Here is a 20,993-nt window from a genome sequence, read left to right as displayed (position 1 = left end):
TTAGGATGAGTTGTAAAAAATGTCTAGATAAAGTCATTGATACCTACCCTAGTAAGGTTAAAAAGAATAGACAGAAACATATGCTAATAAAGCAATCGGATGAAACCCAAGAAATACAAGCTAATACTAGAACCATTCCTGGAATTATTACAAATAGAGGGTGTGCGTTTGCAGGATGTAAAGGTGTAGTTATTGGTCCACTTAGAGATATGGTACACATAGTTCATGGACCTGTTGGATGCTCCTATTATGCATGGGGAACGAGAAGAAATAAAGCTAAAACAAAAGGTGATGAGAAAAACTTTATAAATTACTGCTTCACAACGGATATGCAAGAAAGTGATATCGTATTTGGTGGAGAGAAGAAGCTAAAGGAAGCAATTCGCGAGGCTGTAGAACTTTTCAATCCTGCGGCAATCACAATATCAGCTACCTGTCCAGTAGGTCTTATTGGAGATGATATTAAATCCGTTGCAGCGGAAGCAGAAAAGGAGTATGGAATACAGGTGCTAGCCTTTGACTGTGAAGGGTATAAAGGGGTAAGTCAATCCGCAGGACACCATATTGCAAATAATATTTTAATGAGAGATGTAATCGGTAAGGTAGAAAAATCAGAAAAAGAGATTCCTAAATACTCTGTAAATATATTAGGTGAGTACAATATCGGTGGAGATGGTTGGGAAATCTCTAGAATATTAAACAAAATAGGCTATGAAATTGTATCTATTATGACGGGTGATGGAACCTATGAAGAATTAAAAAATACACATAATGCCAATTTAAATGTTGTTCAATGTCATAGATCTATAAACTATATTTCAGAAATGCTAGAAACTAAATATGGTACTCCTTGGCTTAAGGTTAACTTTATCGGTGTAAATGAAACTATTAAAACTTTAAGAAACATGGCAGAGTATTTTGGTGATCAGGAGCTTATTGATAGAACTGAGGAAGTTATTGCAGAGGAGTTAAGTGAAATAGAGGAAACATTTGAAATGTTTAAAAAGATGTGTGAAGGAAAAACCGCATTTTTATATGTTGGAGGTTCAAGAGCCCATCATTATCAAGGGTTATTAAAAGAAATCGGAATCGATACTGTTATGGCAGGATATGAATTCGGACATAGAGATGACTATGAGGGAAGAGATGTCATTCCATACATTAAATTAGATGCAGATACAAGAAATATTCCTGATTTACATGTAGAGAAGGATGAGAAGCAATATAGACTATATCTTTCACCTGAAAGATTGCAAAAGTTAAAGGAAAAAATGCCTTTAGGTCAATATGCGGGTTTAATAAAGGAAATGAAGGATGGAACTATGGTTATTGATGATTTAAACCATCATGAAACAGAAGCATTACTAAAGGCAGTAAAACCAGATGTATTTTGTTCAGGTATAAAGGATAAATTTATTTCTCAAAAAATGGGGATTTTCTCTAAACAGTTGCATAGCTATGACTATAGTGGGCCATATGCAGGATTTAAAGGGGCAGTAATATTCGCTAAAGACATTTCTGCAGGAATTAACACTCCAACATGGAGTTATATAACCCCACCATGGAAAAAAGAACCGATTATAGAAGGGAAAATAAATGAGGAGGTGAACGTACTATGTTAAATCATACCCCGAAGGAAATATATGAAAAAAGGGGCTTAGTAATAAATCCAGCTAAAACCTGTCAGCCTATAGGTGCTATGTATGCTGCACTAGGAATACATGGTTGTTTACCTCATAGCCACGGCTCTCAGGGTTGCTGTTCATATCATAGAATGCACCTAACAAGACATTTTAGAGATCCAATTGTGGCATCTACCAGTTCTTTTACTGAAGGCTCCTCTGTATTTGGAGGACTTTCTAACTTAAAAACAGCTATTAATAACGTGTTTTCAATATATAAGCCGGAAGTAATCGCTATTAATACTACCTATTTGTCTGAAACAATCGGAGATGATATTGGTTCAATTATACAAGATGCAGAAATACCTGAAGGTAAGGTTGTGTTACATGCTAATACTCCAAGTTATGTAGGTTCACATATAACTGGATTTTCAAATATGGTGAAGGCGATGGTAACGTATTTAGCTAAAAGTGAAAAAGGCATCAGCAATGGAAAGGTAAATATAATTCCTGGCTTTGTTAATCCAGGAGATATGAGAGAGATTAAAAGAATTGCAAAATTGTTAGAAGTTCCAATTACAATGTTTCCTGATACTTCTGGGGTGGTAGATTCCCCAATGACAGGAAAGTATGAGATGTACCCTAAGGGTGGTGCGAAGGTTGAGGAAATAACAGACTCAGGAAATTCAGATTTAACTATCGCTTTAGGTAGATTTGCTTCTGAAGCTGGAGCCTTCGAGTTAGAAAAGAAATGTAAGGTAAAACCAAGTATTTTAAAAACTCCAATTGGTATAGAGGCTACAGATAAACTTATTATGGAGCTTGTAAAGGCAACGGGTGTTGATGTTCCGTACGAGTTAGAAGAGGAGAGAGGTCAACTTGTAGATATTATGACTGATACTCACTACCACTACCACGGAAAGAGAGTTGCTATCTTTGGAGATCCAGATACTGTTATTGCCCTAACGGAGTTTGTGCTAGGAATAGGTATGAAGCCAATACATGTATTAACTGGAACTCCTGGTCAAAGCTTTGAAATAGAGATAAAAGAAATGCTTGAAGAGGCTGGGGTTGAAGGAAGAGTAAAAAGTGGTGGAGACTTATTTGAATTCCATCAATGGATTAAAAATGAGCCTGTAGACCTCATAATTGGTAACACCTACGGTAAATTTATCTCTAAGGCAGAAGATATTCCTCTAGTGAGAATAGGGTTTCCTGTTTTAGATAGAAGTGTTCATAGTTATCTTCCTGTAGTTGGATATAAAGGGGCCATGAGAGTTTTAGAGATGATTAGTAATGCCTTATTAGACAAGGTTGATATTGATTCCTCGGATGAGGATTTTGAATTAGTACTTTAGGGTTTATGAATGTGATAGTATCTCTGTCACATTCATAAAACATATTTTAAACTCTAGTTGAGAAAGCGGTGATATGTTATGAATAGAGGATGTTGTCTAGAAACGTTAGATGAAAGAAAAGAATTTATATTAGAAAAAAATAGCTCTGATAAAAACAAAATAATAGACTGCGAAAAAAATAGCATTGCTGGATCAATTAGTCAAAGAGCCTGTGTATACTGTGGTGCTAGGGTAGTTTTAAACCCGATAACCGATGCTTACCACATTGTACATGGTCCAATTGGATGTGCAGTCTATACTTGGGATATAAGAGGAAGTTTAAGTAGTAGAGAAGAGGTTTATAGAAATAGTTTTTCAACTGACCTGAGGGAAGAAGATATTATTTTTGGTGGAGAGAAAAAGCTGGCTGCCGCTATAGATGAAATAGCTGCTAAGCATAGTCCAAAGCTAATATTTGTATATGCTACCTGTGTTGTAGGGGTAATAGGGGATGATTTGGAAGCTGTGTGCAAAGAGGCAGAAAGAAAGCATAATATAAAGGTTGTACCTGTTCAGTCCTCAGGCTTTGCTGGGAATAAGAAAGATGGATATAAGGCGGCCTGTCATGCCTTACTACTGGGTCCTAAGGTAGAAAAGAAGAAAGGTATTAACTTTTTAGGTGATTTTAATTTAGCAGGGGAAATGTGGATTGTTACAAGTTATTTAAAACAATTAGGTATCGAGGTAAATGCGAAAATAACAGGGGATTCAACCTTTGAGGAAATCAAAAACGCTGCTAAATCTGAACTAAATATAGTTCAATGTGCTGGATCAATGACGTATCTTGCTAAGCAAATGGAGAAGGAATATGGAATTCCTTTTATAGATGTAAGCTTTTATGGTATTGAGGATACGGTAACATCCTTTGAAAAAGTAATCGAGGCCTTAGGGGATAAATATAATGAGGAATTTTTGGATCTTATTAAAAAAGAGGCTTTAGAGACAGAAAAATCCTTAATGACATATAAGGAGTTACTAAAGGATAAGAAGGCTGCTATATATGTGGGTGGAGGGTTTAAAGCAATTTCTTTAATAAAGCAATTTAATGAGCTTGGTATGAAAACTGTTATGGTAGGAACCCAAACTGGAAAGCGAAATGAGTATGAAACAATTAAATCTCTAGTGGATGAAGGGACTGTTATTTTAGATGATAGTAACCCTAGTGAATTAGAGAAGTTTATGAAAGAAAAGGGCGCAGATATATTGGTAGGGGGAGTAAAGGAAAGACCTCTAGCATATAAGCTTGGAATTGCTTTTTGTGATCATAATCATGAGAGAAAGCATCCATTAAATTGTTTTGAAGGATCTATAAATTTTGCTCAAGAGGTTCATACATCCGTTAATAGCCCCGTATGGAAATCAATTAGAAAAGAATTGAGGGATGTACATGAAGACTAGAAATTTTGTAAATTTAACTGTTAATCCATGTAAAATGTGTATGCCTATGGGGGCTGCTACAGCCTTTAAAGGTATTGAAAATACAGTAATTATTCTTCATGGCTCTCAAGGGTGTAGCACATATATTAGAAGACATATGGCAACTCACTACAATGAACCAATCGATATTGCATCATCATCCTTAAATGAAAAGGAAATAGTTTATGGGGGCGCAACTAATCTTAAGCAAGGTCTTAAAAATGTCATTAAACTATATAACCCCAAGGTAATTGGCGTAGCAACTACTTGCTTGGCTGAGACTATAGGTGAGGATATTAATTCGATTGTTACTGATTTTAAAGAACAGGAAAATATTAAGGATATATCTATTATTACAGTACCCACCCCTGGATATGGACCTTCTGAGCATGAAGGGTACTATTTAACTCTTCGTAGAATTGTTGAAAGTATAACTGTAAAGTCAACAACTACGGAAAAAGTAAATATTGTGGCTGGGAATTTAACACCCGGCGATATCCGAAGGATAAAAGAGATTTTAGAGCTATTTGATATAGGGTACACTTTACTTCCAGATATAAGTGATACATTGGATTCTGGATTTACAAGTAAATATAATAAGCTTTCTTCTGATGGAACTAAAATTGAAGATATAAAAAACATGTCAGGGGCAGTGGCAACCATTGAAATGGGAATGCTCGTTTCAGACAAATCATCACCAGGTAAATATTTAGAAGATAAATATCAAGTGCCTCTATATAGATGTCCATTACCTATTGGATTAGAAAATACTGATACTTTTATAGAATTAATTAGTAATATAAGTGGCAGAAAGGTTCCAGAAAAGCTATTAAAGGAAAGGGCAAGAATGCTTGATGGCATGATAGATTCCCACAAATACAACGGTGAAGGCAAGGCTGTAATTTTTGGAGATCCAGAACTGGTATATGCAGTTAGTAAATTATGTAGTGAGAACGGAATTAAACCTGTATTAATAGCTACTGGAGCTAAAATTTCAAACTTTAAATTGAAAATAGAAAATAATATTGACACAAAGGATAAACCGATTATTTTAAACGATACAGATTTTGAAACTATATATAGCTATGTTAAAAAGCTTGATGTGAATATTCTTATAGGAAACGGAGACGGAAAATTTATGGTGGAGAAGGAAGGAATACCATTAGTGCGTATAGGCTTTCCAATCCATGATAGAGTAGGGGCACAACGGAGGGTTTTTATAGGATATGAAGGCTCTATTAGTTTTTTAGATGATATAACGAATACATTAATTGAGCAAAAGTTTAGCTCCTACAGAGAAGATTTATTTGATAAATATTATTTAGGATAAGGCTAGGATTAAAGAAAGGGGGAGTCTTTATGGATGAAAGACATCCGTGTTTTAATAGTAATGCAGCTAATAATGCTAGAATGCATATTCCGGTGGCACCACAATGTAATATAAAGTGTAACTATTGTAATAGAAAATACGATTGTTTAAATGAGAGTAGACCTGGTGTAACTAGTGAAGTTTTATCTCCCGAACAATCCTTAGTTAAATTTAAAGAGGTAAAAAGTAAACTTTCTAATTTAACAGTGGTAGGAATAGCTGGACCGGGAGATGCTTTAGCAAATTTTAAAGAGACTAAAGAGGCTATTGAACTCATTAAAAATGAAAGTCCAGATATTATTATTTGTCTATCAACAAATGGGTTGCTAGTAGAAGAATATGCAGATGAACTAAAGGCTTTAGGGGTTTCCCATATTACTATAACAATAAATGCTATCGATCCTGTAATCGGATCCCAAATATATGATAGCGTGATTTATGAAGGGAAGGTTTTAAAAGGTATTGAAGGGGCAAGTTTACTAATCGAGAAACAACTAAAAGGTTTAAAAGCTATGAAGGAAAGGGACATGGTCTGCAAGGTTAATATCGTTATGATTAAAGGGGTTAACGATAGTCATATAGAGGATGTTGTAAAAAAGGTTGAGAGTTTAGGGGCCTTTATGACAAATATAATGCCACTTATACCTGCAGAGGGAAGTAAGTTTGAAAATATGCCCTTAACCAGTAATAGGGAGCTAAACCTAACTAGAATGAAGTGTAGCTCTTCAATTAAACAGATGTATCACTGTAAGCAGTGTAGAGCAGATGCAATTGGAATACTTGGGCAAGACTGTTCTATTGATTTTAGAAATGTTGGTTGTTCTGGCCAAAAGAAAGAAAAGATTGATAATAAAGAATATGTGGTTGCTGTAGCTACTAAAACAGGAAGACTAATTGATCAGCATTTTGGGCAAGTCGATAATTTTACTATATATAAATATAAGCAGAATGGAGAAGTGGAGTTTTTAAGCAAACGGTCAGTACCTCAATATTGTGGGGGACCTGAGGAGTGTCATAGTGAAAGTAAAATAGATTTAATTTTAAAAACAATAGAAGATTGCGATACTGTATTTTGTTTAAGAATAGGGAATAGCCCCAAACAGAAGCTTAAGGAAAAAAGTATTAAAGTGATTGAGACCTATGATTTAATTGAAAGCGGTATTAAAAAAGCTATGGATGGGATTAGGGAAGCTATTTAAAAGGAGGGGACTATTATGATACTGAAGCCAAAGTTTCATATTTTTGTCTGTGCTAGTTCAAGGCTTACAGGAGAACAAAAAGGAATGTGTATGACAAAGGGAACTGTAAGAATAGTGAATGAATTTATCTCAGAATTTCAGGAGCGAGAAATTGAAGATGATGTAATGATAACTACAATGGGTTGTCTAGGTATTTGTGGGAAGGGTCCGGTAGTTATTATATATCCAGAGGGTATATGGTACGGAAAAGTTACTCCTGATGACGTAGAAGAAATAGTAGAGTCACATATAGAGAAAGGTAAAGTTGTTGAAAGATTATTAATATGATAGTTAATACTTGTAAAAAAAATTATAATAAGATGTCTTATAAATAGAATGTGTAAGACATCTTATTTCATAGGGAAAGGAATACTCATGCATAAAAAAATATTAAAGATAATAATAGGGATGTTAGTATTAGGCATAGTTTTAACCGGATGTAGTAATAAAAAAGTAGAGAATATTCATAAAGAGGATTTAGAACTACATGTTGCTGCTGCATCTAATTTTAAATTTGCCTTTGAGAAGATAGGAGAATTATTTGAACAGGAATTTGGTTGTAAAGTTATTTTTCAGTTTGGTTCCACAGGAAACTTGACACAACAAATTATTAATGGGGCACCAATTGATGTTTTTGCTCCTGCTAGTGAAAATTTTATAGATGAGCTAATAGATAGAGGAGATATATTAGAGGAAACTAAAGATTTGTATGCTATAGGTAGAATAGTATTAGTTACAAATGAAAAGTTAAATGTAAAAGTTGAATCTCTTGAGGATTTGAAGTTAGATGAAATTACTAGTATAGCAATTGCAAACCCTAATCACGCCCCTTATGGATTAGCTGCAAAGGAGGCCCTTATAAGTTTTGGTTTATGGGATTTAATAGAACATAAAGTTGTATATAGTGAAAATGTTTCCCAAGCGTTGCAATTTGTTGAAACTGGAAATGCCCAAGTAGGTATTACTGCCTTGTCTTTAATTACAGAAGATATGAATTATCTATTAATTGATAAACAGCTTCATAATCCTCTAAATCAAATTATAGGTATTGTAAGTCATTCTAATAACCAACAGTTAGGAAAAGCGTTTACTGACTTTGTTAAAAGTCCTAAAGCAGAAGTAGTTTTAAAAGAATACGGGTATGACATACCATAGGAAGGGGGAGGCAGATGAATTGGTCGCCAATGTATTTATCAATAAAAGTAGCATCTTATTCAACTTTATTTACGGCTATTATAGGGATTTTAATTGGTTGGGTATTGGCCAAGTGCAAATTTTATGGTAAAAGTGTCTTTTCTGCCTTGGTAACATTACCAATGGTTTTGCCACCAACAGTTCTGGGTTACTACTTATTAATTACTATTGGTAGACAGAGTTTTATTGGAAAAATTCTTATTGAAAGGTTGAATATTAATTTAATATTTACGTGGAAGGCCGCGGTAATTGCTTCAATTATTGTATCTCTACCTTTAATGATACGGTCTGTCCAATCTAGCATAGAGAGCGTAGATACTACTTTAGAAGATGTGGCAAGGACTCTAGGAAAGTCAGAATTGAGCATATTTTTCAGAATTACATTACCTTTAGCATGGAAAGGAATAGTTGGGGGAATAGTACTTGCATTTGCTAGATCGATGGGAGAGTTTGGAGCAACATTAATGGTCGCAGGAAATATTCCAGGTAAAACTCAGACATTATCAATTGCAATATATGATGCGGTTCAGGGGGGAAAGTATGAACAGGCAAACTTTCTAGTTTTATTAATAAGTAGTATAACAATAATTGCATTACTTTTTATAAATAAGATTAATATGGAAAGGAAGGGATGAGGATGCTTAAAGTAAAAATAACAAAGAAATTCGATGATTTTAAAATTGATAAAGAATGGGAAGTAGGAAATGGAGAAGTAATAAGTCTTTATGGACCTTCTGGGTCAGGAAAGAGTATTACAATACAATCCGTTGCAGGACTTATTAATCCCGATTATGGTTTTATTGAAATAGATAAAAAAATAATTTATGACAAAGAAAAAAATATTTGTATACCACCTAAGGATAGACATATAGGTTATGTACCACAAAATTATGGTCTTTTCCCACATATGAAAGTCATAGATAATATTATATTTGGAATGAAAGATAAAGATAGAGATTTAAAGATAAGAAAAGCTATAGATTTATTAAGGATTACAGGATTGGATAATAAAAAGGACAAATATCCTATGGAGTTATCTGGTGGACAAAAACAAAGAGTAGCAATAATGAGAGCTTTGGCTACAAATCCAAAAGTACTACTATTAGATGAACCTTTTTCTGCTTTAGATATTAATGTTAAAGAAAATTTAAGAAAAGAGATTAAAAGATTTTTTTCTTATTGGAATATTCCGGTAGTATTAGTAACCCATGATAAAAGAGATGTAGAAGTATTGGCAAATAAAATAGCATATTATTAAATAATAAGCCGAGCAAGTAAGAATCTTGTTAGCACCCTTAAAGATATTTTACCACCTAAGTATGATCTTCCGACCATAAATAAGCAGAATCAACACCCGTAAGAATGGTTCACTCGACCCTAGAGGATATCTTAACAGCTATATAGAACCATACCCTTACGGCCATATATAACCATTAGCTCAATAAATAAGCCTGCGACACCCAATAGAATCTTAGCTCGACCCTATAAAATAAGTTGGGATCCCATTATAATCGAAAAAATCATTGAAACAGCTAGCCGACTATAATAAAACCTTTCCTAACCCTATAGAATCTTCCCTCCGACTATATACTAGCCGCCGTGACCAATATATAATCTTTGGCCGACCCATAGACACCTCTTTCAAAGCGAAATATGAATCTTGGCTTAACCCTTACTTACCCGACACTATTATATTGTCCAATTAGATAAGATAAAACACTGGTAATATAATGTAATTTTTTATTTAAATAGAATAATATATAACCAAAATGTTATCAAAAAATAGTTAAGCCGAGCAAGTAAGAATCTTGTTAGCACCCTTAGAGATATTTAACCACCTAAGTATGATCTTTCGACCATAAATAAGCAGATTCAACACCCATAAGAATGGTTCACTCAACCCTAGAGGATATCTTAATAGCTATATATAACCTTACGGCTATATATAACCATAAGCCCAATAAATAAAGCCTGCGACACCCAATAGAATTTTAGCTCGACCCTATAAAATAAGTTGGGATCCCATTATAATCGATAAAACAAACGGTATAAGTTAGCCGACTATAATAAAACCTTTCCTAACCCTATAGAATCTTCCCTCCGACTATATACTAGCCCTTATGTTGACCAATATATAATCTTTGGCCGACCCATAGACACCTCTTCCGAAGCGAATATGAATCTTGGCTTAACCCTTACTTACCCGACACTATTATATTGTCCAGCAATATAAATTAAAATACTGGTAATAAAATGCAATTGCTTTTCCTATATAAATAACTGCATATTACTTTCAATAGCATCATTTATATAATGTTTTGCATCTGAGACTTCCATCTCAGGAATAAGCTCTGATTCTTTCAATCCCATAATTTCTAAGGATAGCTTGCAACAAGAGAATTTAACACCTTTTTTTCTAGCACCATTTAAAAAATCAATTAAACGAGGTGCCTTGTTGTCTTCAATCATTTCTAAAAGCATTTCTTTTCCAAAGCCAGCAAAATTCATTTTTGATAAAGGTAAATCTTCTGCACCCTTAGGAGTCATCATACAAAACATTTTTTCATAATTTGTTTTATCCTCTAAAGTCATTTTTTCAGGGTCTCTAACTAAAAATAGCCCCCAGAATGCAAAAAACATAGAAACTTCTATATCCATTTCTCGAGCTGCATTAGCAATTATTAAAGCCGCCATAGCTTTATCATAATCACCACTAAACATTACTAAGTTAATTTTTTTGCTCAATCTTATGTACCTCCTTGTTTAAGCTTAAGTAGAATACTTCTGAATATAGTGTGCTTTATTTTTAATTATTTTATAAAGAATTTCTGTGAAAAAATCTATTTCTTCAATAGTATTATAAAGACCAAAACTTAGACGTACCATTCCAGGAATTAATGAATGCCTATTTTTAATATGTTCCTCTATTTCTTCTGGAGTAACTTTTAAAAGTTTTTGCACATAGGGATGAGCACAAAAACAGCCACTTCTTACCGCTATACCTACTTCATATGAAAGAATTTTTGACAGAGTTTCGTGATGAATCCCTTCCACATTAAAAGGAACTATAGCTACTCTATTTTCTTTAAATTGTTGATGTCCGTATATTGTTACATCGGGAAGATTTTTTATATTATTTTGTGCATAGCTAGTCAATTGCTGTTCATAATAGTGGATACTTTCAATATCTAAGCTGTTTAAAGTTTTAATAGCCGCAATTAAAGCTACAACTCCAAATATATTTGGGCTGCCTGCTTCTTCTCTAAACGGGGCATGATCCCATCTAACATAATCTGGAGTTACGATCTCTACAGTACCACCACCAACATAATCCGGGTCTCCAGCTTCAAAAGTATCCTTCCAACCAATTAGTATACCAGTACCGAAAGGTGCATACATCTTATGAGATGAAAATACTAAGTAATCTATATGTTCAGGCGAATCAACTGGTTTCATATCAACTTTGGAGTGGGGTACTAGCTGTGCTCCATCTACTAAAATTTTAGAGCCGTATTTATGAGCCATTGTAGCTATTGTATGAATAGGATTAACAATACCAGTAACATTAGATGCTCCAGTAACAGCTACAAGTTTAACTAATCCACCGTATTGGCTCAGTTTACTTTCTAAGTCCTCTAGGGATAGGTTGCCTTCATCATCCACTGAAACAAAATCTACTTTATATTTTCCTCTCCATGGCAAATCATTTGAGTGATGTTCCATTTGAGTAGTCAAAATAATCCCATCTTTTATATTATTTAGTAAGCTATAGGAGAGTTTATTAATGGCATGGGTTGTGTTGTTAGTGAAAATAACCGTTTTGTGATATAGGTCTGCACTAACAAAGTTTGCAATAATAAACCTAGCCTGTTCATAGAGGTTTGAAGAAAGTTGTGATTTATAACCCATTCCTCTATGTATAGATGAGTAAAGGGGAGCAAAATTCATTACTTCATTAATAACTGATTGAAAAGCTGGAGTTGTAGCAGCATTATCAAAATTTATACCTCTTACATGGTTACCGTCTATTATAGGAATCTCGATATTTGCCCCGCATATTAGATCTCTAAGATTAGAACCTGTATTGCCAAATTCCATATGGATCACCTTCTTCCAAAATTCTTCTTCTTATTATTTTATGAAATGACAAATAAATTGTTACTTGTAAATGAAGGTAGTATAAAGTATTTTGATTTAACTTAGATTTAATATTAAGTTAATCACTAATTAATAATTGTAAAATATAATCTAATTAGAAAATAGATAAATGGAGGTGCTCAAATGAAAGAATTAAACATTTGTATCGACATTGATGGAACCATTACTGAGCCATATTATTGGGTTGATTATGCAAATATGTATTTTAATTTAAATATTAAAGAAGCTGATGTAACAAAATATGAAATATGTGATGTCTTAGGAATTAGCAATGAAGAAGTAAATGAGTTTTACAAAATGTATGGAGAAGAAATGCTCTTTAATGCTCAAGTGAGAAGTAATGCAAGAAATATCCTTTGGGAATTATATAATAAACACAATATTTATTATGTAACGGCAAGAGACAATAGCTTAAGGGCTTTAACAGAAGAGTGGTTTAAGTATAATGACCTTCCAAAAGGTGAGCTATATATGTTAGGTAGTCATTACAAAGTAGATAAAGCCAAGGAATTAAATTGCAATATTTTTCTAGAAGATAGATATGAAAATGCAGTAGAACTGTCTGGAGCTGAATTTAAGGTTTACTTACTAGATTGTAATTACAATAGAGATAAGTTATTAAATGGAATACAAAGGGTTTCAAATTGGGAGCAGGTAAATAGACTTATTAAAATAGAAGAGAGAATTGAAAAAATTATTGCATAAGAAGAAGTATAAATACCAATTATAAAATTAAACCAATTTTGATATATAAATAAAAAACATATACTGATAACTTATAACTTCCTTTTTTAGAATTAAGATCTTAACTCCCCTAGACCTTAGTTCTTTTTTTTTATTCAAAAACTCTTTAAAATAGTCGAAATATATCGTATTATTATAAATAACTGAATATTCAAATATTTTTCGTTGGTTAATATTCGTGTTTTAGTGTATTATCTGGTGTGTTCGTAGAAAAAAATACAAAGGGGGAGGCAATATGTTGTTTAAAAATAGAAAAATTGAGGTTTTAATAGAACAGGTCAAAAAGTATGCTGAAGGAAATTTAAATGCTAATTTAAGAGAGGATGATTATCCACTGCAACTCAGATTACTAGTAAAATATATTATGGAATTAATAGAAACTTTAAGACGATTTACTGGAGAGGCACAGGTTGCATCGAGTAAAGTTTCTTCTGCGGTTAAACAAGTTAATTCAGTAATATCAGATTCAACTACTTTAGCACAAGACGTGAGGGTTGCATCTAATTATACAAAGGAGCTAACAAATAAAATTGCCTTTGGTGCGGAGCAGGCAACTATTAAGATAGAAGAAGTAAAAAAGGCATCAGAGACCATTACTGAGCTAGCAGAAACTATTTATGAAGATAGTATAGTTACGAAATCTATAGCTGAAAAAGGTGGTAAATCCGTAGAAGAAGTAAATAAAGCTATGATGAAAATTCAGCAATCCTCTCAGGAAGTTGGGGAAAGAATAAGGATATTAACTGAAAATACTAGAGAAATAGATGGATTACTAGCTAATATACAAGAAATTTCTTCAAAGACAAACTTACTTTCATTAAATGCTACTATAGAAGCTGCTAGAGCAGGAGAATACGGTAGGGGTTTTGCGGTAGTTGCCAATGAGATACAAAAGTTAGCAGAGGCCAGTGCAGTAGCAGCAAACTTAGCTAACCAACTATTAATAACAATAGAAAAGGGAGTGTCGGAAGCTGACAGAGCGATGATAAGTGGGACTGAATCTGTTGAATTAGGGATTAAGGCAATGTATTCTGCTAAAGGGAGCTTAGATGAAATAATACAATCTACAGCTAAAGTTGAAACTAAATTATCACGAGCTAGTGAGGCAAGAAAAATACAAGCAGAAACTAATGAAAGTATTTTAAATTTTATTAATGAGATGTCAATGATGTGTAATGAGGCAGATGCCCAGGTTTTTAAAGTAGTTGACTACATAGGAAAACAGGAAAAAAATCTAAAAACAACTGAGAAAATGGGAGAAATTTTAGTAAAAGTTGCAGACGATTTAGTTAATACAACCAATAGTATAACCTTAGTTGATTTATCAGATAGTGAAAAAATTAATTTGGAAAATAGAATAAAAATATTAAGAAAAACACTTGAGGTAATTGTATCTACTGAAGAAATAGTTTCAGTTGAGCCAAATAAACATGAACCTTTATTAACTGAGCTATTTAAAACAAATTCTGAATTTGAAGCAGTATGGTCAAACAATTTAAATGGTGAGTTTATTGTTTCGATTCCACCTGCTGGAATAGCAAACGCTTCTAATAGGGATTGGTTTAATGAAGCTATTAAAGATAAGTTTTATATTTCCTCAATTTATATATCTGCTATTTCTTATAGGCCATGTTTAACAATTTCTCTACCTATTAAAGACATAAATAATAAAGTTATAGGAGTTTTAGGTGTAGATTTAAAGATAGTTAAATAAATAAGATATAATATACAATTTAATAGATTTTTATATTATGTCAATTTGTAAAATAAACTGTTTTGTTATATGATAAACATATCAAAATTTTTAGGGAAGAAGGAGGAGATTTGGCTTGGAGTTATTAGTTATCGTTTTAAACAAGACAGAATTATTAACAGAGCTTTTAGATGGATTTATTGAAAAGGGAATATCTGGTGCTACAGTTATTGATAGTTCTGGTATAGGTCATTTAGTTGCTGACCATATTCCATTTTTTTCACAGTTTATTGATTTTGGTAGTGAAGATAAAAATCATAGTAAAACTATTTTTATGGTAGTTAGTTGCGTAGAAGAAAGAAATTTAGCAGTAAAAAATGTTGAAGAAGTGTTAGGGGATATTACCGAACCTGATTCTGCATTTTTATTTAGCGTTCCAGTAAACTTTGTTAAAGGTATTTCAAGTGATAAGTGTGGTGTATGCAAGTGAATTCACCATTGTATATAGCTGTAACACTACTAATTGGACTAATTGGTGGTAAAATCGCAGCAATAATAAAGCTTCCATCTGTTACAGGTTACATTGTTTTTGGAATGATAATTGGTCCTTCATTCCTAAATATTATAACAAAGGAAATGATAAAAAGTTTCTCATTTATAAATGACTTAGCATTGGCAATTTTAGCTTTCTCTATTGGTACAGAATTACACCGTGTTGTTTTTAAGAGATTAGGTAAGACATTATTCTTAGTTTCCTTAGGTGATATTTTATTAACATTTACCTTAGTTTGTGGTAGTGCGTTTCTTTTAGGAATTTCAATTAATTTTGCTATAATACTTGGAATATTAGCTATGACAGTCTCGCCATCAGGTGTATATTCGATTGTTAAAGAATACGGAGCAAAAGGGTTATTTACTAAAAATGTACTAGCACTAGTAGCTATTGATAACTTGTTGTGTATAATTCTATTCGGTTTGGCAACCGCAATATTACAAGGAGTTGAAACAGCAACGATTAGAGGAATGGATTTAGTAATAATATTAAGTAAAGAAATAGGTTTTGCTATTTTAATAGGAGTATTCTCAGGAACGCTTATTTCCATTATTCTTAAACGAAAACAAAATAATAATAAGTTTCTCGTATTATTACTAGGGATAATATTGTTAAATACCGGTTTGGCTATAGAGTTAAATCTCTCTGCATTATTAATAAATATTGTCTGTGGTGCGGTTGTTACAAATGTAATTAATCGTAAATTCATTATATCTTCTACATTAGAAAGAGTAGAGCTTCCTATATTTGTAGTTTTTCTTACTTTAGCGGGAGCAAAGCTAGATATAAATATTTTATCAAGTGTAGGATTTATTGGAGTAGCTTATGTACTAGGTAGACTTATTGGCAAAGTATTTGGCACCTACATCGCTTCTGGTTTTACAAATCTACCCGGTAAAATAAGAAACAATATAGGAATGGCATTAACTCCCCAAGCAGGTGTTGCAATTGGACTGAGTATTGTTGCGGAACAAAAACTTACAACCTCTAATGGAATTATTACTGGAATTGTTTTAAGTGGGGTTATTGTTTTTGAAATTATTGGTCCACTGTTATTAAAACAGGCATTGAGGAATACAGGTGAGATATAAAAGGTTAGGGGGCATGTTAAATGTATGTATTATTTGTAGTGTTAAATAAAACTGAGTATTTAGATGATATTCTTACTGAGTTTGTAAAGATTGGCATAAAGGGTGCAACAATTTTAGACAGCCAAGGGATGGCAAGTGCTTTAGTTGAAAATAGAAGTCAAATACCTATAATAGGGACCTTGCGGGGAATTGTAGATAACTATCATCCATATAACAAAACTATTTTTACAATTCTAGAAAGTGAAGAAATGGTTGATAAAACAATTAGGCTTGTAAATGATGTCGTTGGGGATATGAATAGCCCTGGAACTGGAGTAATGTTTACAATGCCTGTAGGTAACATATATGGAGTAAATAACTATATTAAGAAGTGAAGATAAAATAGGAGGCGCAGTATATTGAATGTATTAGTAAAAATAAGTATTGTCTTGCTAGTAGGTATTTTGGGTGGAAGATTATCGAAAGTTCTACATCTTCCATATGTTACGGGGTATTTATTAGGAGGGCTTTTAGTTGGACCATCATTTACTAATGTTATAACAGATCAAAATGTAAAGGTATTTTCCATTGTAAATGAAATTGCCTTAGCTACAATTGCTTTTACTATTGGCAGTGAGTTCGTAATAGAAGAATTGAAAAAAATAGGTAAAAAAATTTTTATTTTAACTTGCATGGAGTCTTTTGCATCTATTATTGCTGTATTCATTACTGCTTATTATTTGCTAAATCAATCCTTTGCATTAAGTATTATTTTAGCTAGTATTGCTGCTGCAACTGCACCTGCAGCTACCACAATGGTTATTAGACAATATAATACGAATGGACCTTTGACCAAAACTATACTTCCTGTTGTAGCAATTGATGATGCTATATGTGTTATGAGTTTTGGACTTGCTATGGCATTAGCTAAGATGTCTTTTGCTAGTTCGAATGTTTCATTTCTACGAATGATAAGCCATCCAATTGTTGAAATAACAGGTTCTATACTATTAGGTTTTATTGTAGGGTTACTATTAACTTTTCTTGCTAATAAATCAAATAGTGATGAGGAAATGTTAGGATTAGTGTTGGCATGTACTATAGCTGGCGGTGGAATTGCAATTGCATTTAATTTATCTCTGATTTTAACATGTATGACGATTGGTGTAACACTAACAAACCTTATGAGAAGTCATAATAGGGTATTTAATGTGCTTAGTAGATTTACTCCGCCAATATACTTATTCTTCTTTACTTTAGCTGGAGCAAGTTTACATTTAAATATATTAGGTAAAATTGGAGTAATGGGTGTGGGTTACGTAGTATCAAGATCAATTGGAAAAATTCTAGGTGCAGGTATGGGTGCTAAGATGGTTGGCTATGAAGATAAGATAGTTAATAACATTGGACTAAGTTTATTACCTCAAGCTGGGGTCGCAATAGGTCTTTCTATGATTGCTAAACAACAAATTCCACAAATCGGGAATACAATAAGTACAGTTATTCTAGGAGGGGTTTTTGTCTTTGAGATTATAGGGCCAATTGCAGCAAAAATTGCCTTAACTAGAGCTGGTGAGATAAATAATACAGATAACTTAGTATTAGAAGAGGTTAATGAAGCATAGAATAGGTATTTTAAAATTATTTAAGTAAGGACTATAATAAAAGAGTAGTTTATCTTTGTAAATATATAATAAATGGGTGTTGGAAATAAACCAACACCCATTTTAAATAAAATTTTTAAACTATATTAACCCTTTAGATTCTAAAAAGTCTCTTGCAACTTGTTCTTCAGTTAATCCTTGCTCATCTATTGAGTAATTTAATTGTCTCATTTCCTCATCGGTAATTTTTCCTTCTAATAATGAAAGAACTTCACGTAATTCAGGATGTTTTTCTAGACTAGCACCATTTATAAGTGGAGCGGCATAATACGGTGGGAAAAATTGTTTGTCATCTTCTAAAGGGTATAAATTAAATGCTTTAATCCTTCCATCAGTAGAAAATGCATCAATAACATCGACGTGCCCATTTCTTAATGAGCTATATGTTAGTCCCGGGTCAAATCCTTTTGTATCAGCAAATTGGAATCCATAATGCTCTTGTAAACCAGGATATCCATCGGATCTTTCTAAAAACTCGAAAGTAGATCCTAAAATCATATCTTCATCATGATCAATTAAATCAGAAAATCTATCTAAATTAAGTTCATTTGCCATCTCTTCTCTTACTGTTAAAACATAGGTGTTGTTAAATCCTAATTGTCCAAGCCATTCTAGATTATAGTCTTCTTGGAATTTTTGCTTAACAATATTATATGTTTCATCAGCATCTGAGATAGCTGGTAGGTCTAACATTACAGTATATGCAGTACCAGTATATTCTGGATATACATCCACATCTCCACCTCTTAAAGCTCTAAAAACTAATTGTGTCCCACCAAACTCTTTTACTTCTACACTCAAATCAGTTTTTTCCTCGATTAAAACTTGAAACATAGTTGCTAAAAGTCTTGACTCTGTAAAGTTCTTAGCACCTATGGTTATTTTGTCTTCCTTTTGACTACAACCAACTATAGTAAATATTAGTAATACAAGTGCTAATGATACAGTAATAATTTTCTTTCCTTTTGTAAAATTCATATAATATCCTCCTTTAAAATTCTCTTAATATATAAATAAGATTTTACAATTTTAAACCTTTCGGTGTTAAAAGTCGTTCTACTATTCCTAAAACCCAATCTACTAATAGAGCTAAAAGTGCAGCCGGAATCGCACCAGATAAGATTAGGTAAGCATTATCCATAGAAATTCCCCTAAAGATTAGGTCCCCTAACCCCCCGGCTCCAATAAGAGCAGCTATAGTAGTTGTACCGATATTAATAACAGTTGCAATTCTAATACCAGCCATAATTACAGACAGGGCTAGCGGAAGTTTTACCATTCTTAATATTTGTGAATTAGTCATACCCATACCCTTACCGGCTTCTATAATGGCAGGGTCAACGTTGTTAATTCCAGTGTAAGTGTTTTTTATAATTGGAAGCAGTGCATATAAGAATAATACAAAAATCGCAGGAACTCTGCCGATACCCATAATTGGGATTATTAGACCGAATAATGCTAAACTTGGAAGTGTTTGAAAAACATTAGCTATTCCTAAGATGGGGTTAGCCAGACGCTTATAGCGAGTAATTAGTATTCCTAATGGAACTCCTACTAGAATAGCCAGAATTACTGCAGTACCTGTTATTTGTAAATGTTCTAAAGTTAAATTTAAAACTTGATCTTTTCTGTTCATAAAAAACTCAAAAAATCCTACTTTCATATTTAATCATCTCCTTCAGAATCGTCAAATACCGAAATGGCATCTGTAAAAAGATTCAGAATGCTTGTTTGGGTTACTAAACCCTTTAAATACCCTGCTTCATCAATTACAGGTATATTTTTTACTTTTCTGTCCTTCATAATATTAAGAACTTCTACCATATTAGTTTTTAAACCAACAGTTACAAAGTTAGTATTCATAATTTCTTTCATTTTAGCATTTTCTTTAGCTCTAAGTTCTCTAGGTTTTACAAATCCTAATACCTTTTTAGGATTTTCGCCAGGTTTGTCCACAACAGGCAGGTATTCTACTCCTTTTTCCTTCATTATTTCAAGGGCCTTAGCTGTAGTTCTTTCTAAAGATATTGTTGCAGGGCGTTTAACCATAATATCTTCTGCATATAGTAGCTCTGGGGATTTCCATATTCGATCTTTACCTACAAAGTTTTCAACAAACTCATCTACTGGGTTTTTAAGAATGTTCTCGGGTGTATCGAATTGAACAATATTACCATCTCGCATAACGGCTATTTTATCACCTATTTTTAGAGCTTCATCCATATCATGAGTTACAAAAACAATGGTTTTGTGTAGCTCATCTTGAAGCTTTAATAGCTCTTCTTGAAGTTGTTCTCTAGTTATAGGATCTAAAGCACTGAAGGGTTCATCCATAAGGATGATATCTGGATTGACAGCTAGAGCTCTTGCAACTCCAACTCTCTGTTGTTGACCACCACTTAGTTCATTAGGGTAACGATCTAAGTAGATGTTAGGATCTAGATTTACCATTTCTAATAATTCATGAGCACGTTTACGTCTCTTTTCCTTATCCCATTTTTTTAAATAAGGAATAAGCTCAATATTATCTGCTATTGTCATATGTGGGAATAAACCTACTTTTTGTATAACATATCCGATATTTCGCCTAAGTTCAATGATGTTAGCATCCATAATGTCATGGCCATTAATTAAAATAGAGCCAGATGTCGGCTCATGAACACGATTAATCATTTTCATTGTTGTTGTTTTTCCGGAGCCACTTTCTCCAATCAAAACAACTAGTTCTCCACTATTTATTCTAAGATTTAGTCTTTCGATAATGTTAGTTTTTCCATCATAAGACTTGGAAACATTAATGAATTCTATCAAGAATATCACTTCCTTTCAAAGCTCATGTTATCCATGTTAACATAATACTTTTTTTATGTCAAAT

20 protein-coding genes are annotated in these 20,993 nt (G+C 32.9%); 15 read left to right on the top strand and 5 right to left on the bottom strand.

Annotated elements, in window-relative coordinates:
• Positions 1–5: 5 nt before the first annotated feature.
• The 9 genes from nifD to HZR23_RS02300 all read left to right on the top strand — a co-directional run bounded on the left by nifD (position 6) and on the right by HZR23_RS02300 (position 9,494).
• A complete protein-coding gene (nifD, locus tag HZR23_RS02335; RefSeq protein WP_132847950.1) occupies positions 6–1,622 on the top strand; it encodes a nitrogenase molybdenum-iron protein alpha chain in 1,617 nt (538 codons plus the stop codon).
• Positions 1,616–2,980, top strand: a complete 1,365-nt coding sequence (gene nifK, locus HZR23_RS02330; RefSeq protein ID WP_132847949.1) for a nitrogenase molybdenum-iron protein subunit beta — start codon at positions 1,616–1,618, stop codon at positions 2,978–2,980. Before nifD ends, nifK begins: the two co-directional genes overlap by 7 nt.
• A gap of 78 nt (positions 2,981–3,058) precedes the next feature.
• Complete coding sequence (nifE, locus tag HZR23_RS02325) at positions 3,059–4,417, top strand: nitrogenase iron-molybdenum cofactor biosynthesis protein NifE (RefSeq protein WP_132847948.1); 1,359 nt, start codon at positions 3,059–3,061, stop codon at positions 4,415–4,417.
• Positions 4,407–5,765, top strand: coding sequence for a nitrogenase component 1 (locus HZR23_RS17695; RefSeq protein WP_330571393.1), 1,359 nt, complete (start codon positions 4,407–4,409; stop codon positions 5,763–5,765). Before nifE ends, HZR23_RS17695 begins: the two co-directional genes overlap by 11 nt.
• 29 nt (positions 5,766–5,794) lie before the next feature.
• Positions 5,795–7,003 (top strand): nitrogenase cofactor biosynthesis protein NifB, encoded by a 1,209-nt coding sequence (nifB, locus tag HZR23_RS17690; RefSeq protein ID WP_330571392.1) that lies wholly within the window; start codon positions 5,795–5,797, stop codon positions 7,001–7,003.
• 15 nt (positions 7,004–7,018) lie between these two features.
• Positions 7,019–7,330, top strand: coding sequence for a 2Fe-2S ferredoxin (locus HZR23_RS02315; protein WP_330571391.1), 312 nt, complete (start codon positions 7,019–7,021; stop codon positions 7,328–7,330).
• 87 nt (positions 7,331–7,417) lie between these two features.
• Positions 7,418–8,197 (top strand): molybdate ABC transporter substrate-binding protein, encoded by a 780-nt coding sequence (modA, locus tag HZR23_RS02310; RefSeq protein ID WP_165913639.1) that lies wholly within the window; start codon positions 7,418–7,420, stop codon positions 8,195–8,197.
• Between the two features lie 14 nt (positions 8,198–8,211).
• Positions 8,212–8,871: a molybdate ABC transporter permease subunit gene (gene modB / locus HZR23_RS02305; protein WP_132847946.1), complete on the top strand. Its 660-nt coding sequence runs from the start codon at positions 8,212–8,214 to the stop codon at positions 8,869–8,871.
• A 2-nt stretch (positions 8,872–8,873) separates the two neighbouring features.
• Positions 8,874–9,494, top strand: coding sequence for an ATP-binding cassette domain-containing protein (locus tag HZR23_RS02300; RefSeq protein ID WP_165913638.1), 621 nt, complete (start codon positions 8,874–8,876; stop codon positions 9,492–9,494).
• Between the two features lie 1,010 nt (positions 9,495–10,504).
• Here the strand turns inward: HZR23_RS02300 and HZR23_RS02295 are convergent.
• The gene (locus HZR23_RS02295) at positions 10,505–10,981 is read right to left on the bottom strand and encodes a DsrE/DsrF/DrsH-like family protein (RefSeq protein ID WP_132847944.1); all 477 of its coding nucleotides are present in this window, start codon (positions 10,979–10,981) and stop codon (positions 10,505–10,507) included.
• A gap of 24 nt (positions 10,982–11,005) precedes the next feature.
• Positions 11,006–12,334 carry an aminotransferase class V-fold PLP-dependent enzyme gene (locus HZR23_RS02290; protein WP_132847943.1) on the bottom strand — a complete coding sequence of 443 codons (1,329 nt, stop codon included), beginning with the start codon at positions 12,332–12,334 and terminating at the stop codon, positions 11,006–11,008.
• Between the two features lie 183 nt (positions 12,335–12,517).
• On the opposite strand from HZR23_RS02290, the gene HZR23_RS02285 reads away from it, so the two are divergent.
• From HZR23_RS02285 to HZR23_RS02260, 6 genes are all read left to right on the top strand, one after another.
• Positions 12,518–13,099 carry a 5' nucleotidase, NT5C type gene (locus HZR23_RS02285; RefSeq protein ID WP_132847942.1) on the top strand — a complete coding sequence of 194 codons (582 nt, stop codon included), beginning with the start codon at positions 12,518–12,520 and terminating at the stop codon, positions 13,097–13,099.
• A 274-nt stretch (positions 13,100–13,373) separates the two neighbouring features.
• A complete protein-coding gene (locus HZR23_RS02280; protein WP_132847941.1) occupies positions 13,374–14,852 on the top strand; it encodes a methyl-accepting chemotaxis protein in 1,479 nt (492 codons plus the stop codon).
• Positions 14,853–14,967: 115 nt separating this feature from the next.
• Entirely contained in the window at positions 14,968–15,321 is a 354-nt protein-coding gene (locus tag HZR23_RS02275) for a hypothetical protein (protein WP_132847940.1), read from the top strand.
• Positions 15,318–16,475 carry a cation:proton antiporter gene (locus HZR23_RS02270; RefSeq protein ID WP_165913637.1) on the top strand — a complete coding sequence of 386 codons (1,158 nt, stop codon included), beginning with the start codon at positions 15,318–15,320 and terminating at the stop codon, positions 16,473–16,475. The genes HZR23_RS02275 and HZR23_RS02270 overlap by 4 nt, the downstream gene beginning before the upstream one ends.
• Before the next feature lie 20 nt (positions 16,476–16,495).
• Entirely contained in the window at positions 16,496–16,849 is a 354-nt protein-coding gene (locus HZR23_RS02265; RefSeq protein ID WP_207667850.1) for a P-II family nitrogen regulator, read from the top strand.
• Between the two features lie 24 nt (positions 16,850–16,873).
• Entirely contained in the window at positions 16,874–18,079 is a 1,206-nt protein-coding gene (locus HZR23_RS02260; protein ID WP_132847938.1) for a cation:proton antiporter, read from the top strand.
• Positions 18,080–18,199: 120 nt separating this feature from the next.
• Here HZR23_RS02260 and HZR23_RS02255 read toward each other — a convergent pair whose 3' ends face one another.
• From HZR23_RS02255 to HZR23_RS02245, 3 genes are read right to left on the bottom strand one after another with little or no spacing between them, the layout of a single operon-like run.
• Positions 18,200–19,096 carry an ABC transporter substrate-binding protein gene (locus HZR23_RS02255; RefSeq protein WP_132847937.1) on the bottom strand — a complete coding sequence of 299 codons (897 nt, stop codon included), beginning with the start codon at positions 19,094–19,096 and terminating at the stop codon, positions 18,200–18,202.
• Positions 19,097–19,139: 43 nt separating this feature from the next.
• Positions 19,140–19,781 (bottom strand): ABC transporter permease, encoded by a 642-nt coding sequence (locus tag HZR23_RS02250; protein ID WP_132847936.1) that lies wholly within the window; start codon positions 19,779–19,781, stop codon positions 19,140–19,142.
• A gap of 2 nt (positions 19,782–19,783) precedes the next feature.
• Complete coding sequence (locus HZR23_RS02245) at positions 19,784–20,929, bottom strand: ABC transporter ATP-binding protein (RefSeq protein ID WP_132847935.1); 1,146 nt, start codon at positions 20,927–20,929, stop codon at positions 19,784–19,786.
• Positions 20,930–20,993 lie beyond the last annotated feature (64 nt).

Origin of the sequence: Serpentinicella alkaliphila (genome assembly GCF_018141405.1) — a bacterium.
In the GTDB taxonomy this organism is placed as follows: Bacteria; Bacillota; Clostridia; order Peptostreptococcales; family Natronincolaceae; genus Serpentinicella; species Serpentinicella alkaliphila.
Note: the sequence above shows the minus strand (reverse complement) of the source record. Positions and strands in the feature narration are given on the sequence as shown.

Coding starts and splice junctions, on each gene's coding strand:
- nifE (WP_132847948.1), top strand. CDS start 3,059: ATGAATAGAGGATGTTGTCTAGAAACGTTAGATGAAAGAAAAGAATTT.
- nifD (WP_132847950.1), top strand. CDS start 6: ATGAGTTGTAAAAAATGTCTAGATAAAGTCATTGATACCTACCCTAGT.
- modA (WP_165913639.1), top strand. CDS start 7,418: ATGCATAAAAAAATATTAAAGATAATAATAGGGATGTTAGTATTAGGC.
- HZR23_RS02265 (WP_207667850.1), top strand. CDS start 16,496: ATGTATGTATTATTTGTAGTGTTAAATAAAACTGAGTATTTAGATGAT.
- HZR23_RS02280 (WP_132847941.1), top strand. CDS start 13,374: ATGTTGTTTAAAAATAGAAAAATTGAGGTTTTAATAGAACAGGTCAAA.
- HZR23_RS17695 (WP_330571393.1), top strand. CDS start 4,407: ATGAAGACTAGAAATTTTGTAAATTTAACTGTTAATCCATGTAAAATG.
- nifB (WP_330571392.1), top strand. CDS start 5,795: ATGGATGAAAGACATCCGTGTTTTAATAGTAATGCAGCTAATAATGCT.
- HZR23_RS02250 (WP_132847936.1), bottom strand. CDS start 19,781: ATGAAAGTAGGATTTTTTGAGTTTTTTATGAACAGAAAAGATCAAGTT.
- HZR23_RS02285 (WP_132847942.1), top strand. CDS start 12,518: ATGAAAGAATTAAACATTTGTATCGACATTGATGGAACCATTACTGAG.
- HZR23_RS02255 (WP_132847937.1), bottom strand. CDS start 19,096: ATGAATTTTACAAAAGGAAAGAAAATTATTACTGTATCATTAGCACTT.
- HZR23_RS02300 (WP_165913638.1), top strand. CDS start 8,874: ATGCTTAAAGTAAAAATAACAAAGAAATTCGATGATTTTAAAATTGAT.
- HZR23_RS02315 (WP_330571391.1), top strand. CDS start 7,019: ATGATACTGAAGCCAAAGTTTCATATTTTTGTCTGTGCTAGTTCAAGG.
- HZR23_RS02290 (WP_132847943.1), bottom strand. CDS start 12,334: ATGGAATTTGGCAATACAGGTTCTAATCTTAGAGATCTAATATGCGGG.
- nifK (WP_132847949.1), top strand. CDS start 1,616: ATGTTAAATCATACCCCGAAGGAAATATATGAAAAAAGGGGCTTAGTA.
- modB (WP_132847946.1), top strand. CDS start 8,212: ATGAATTGGTCGCCAATGTATTTATCAATAAAAGTAGCATCTTATTCA.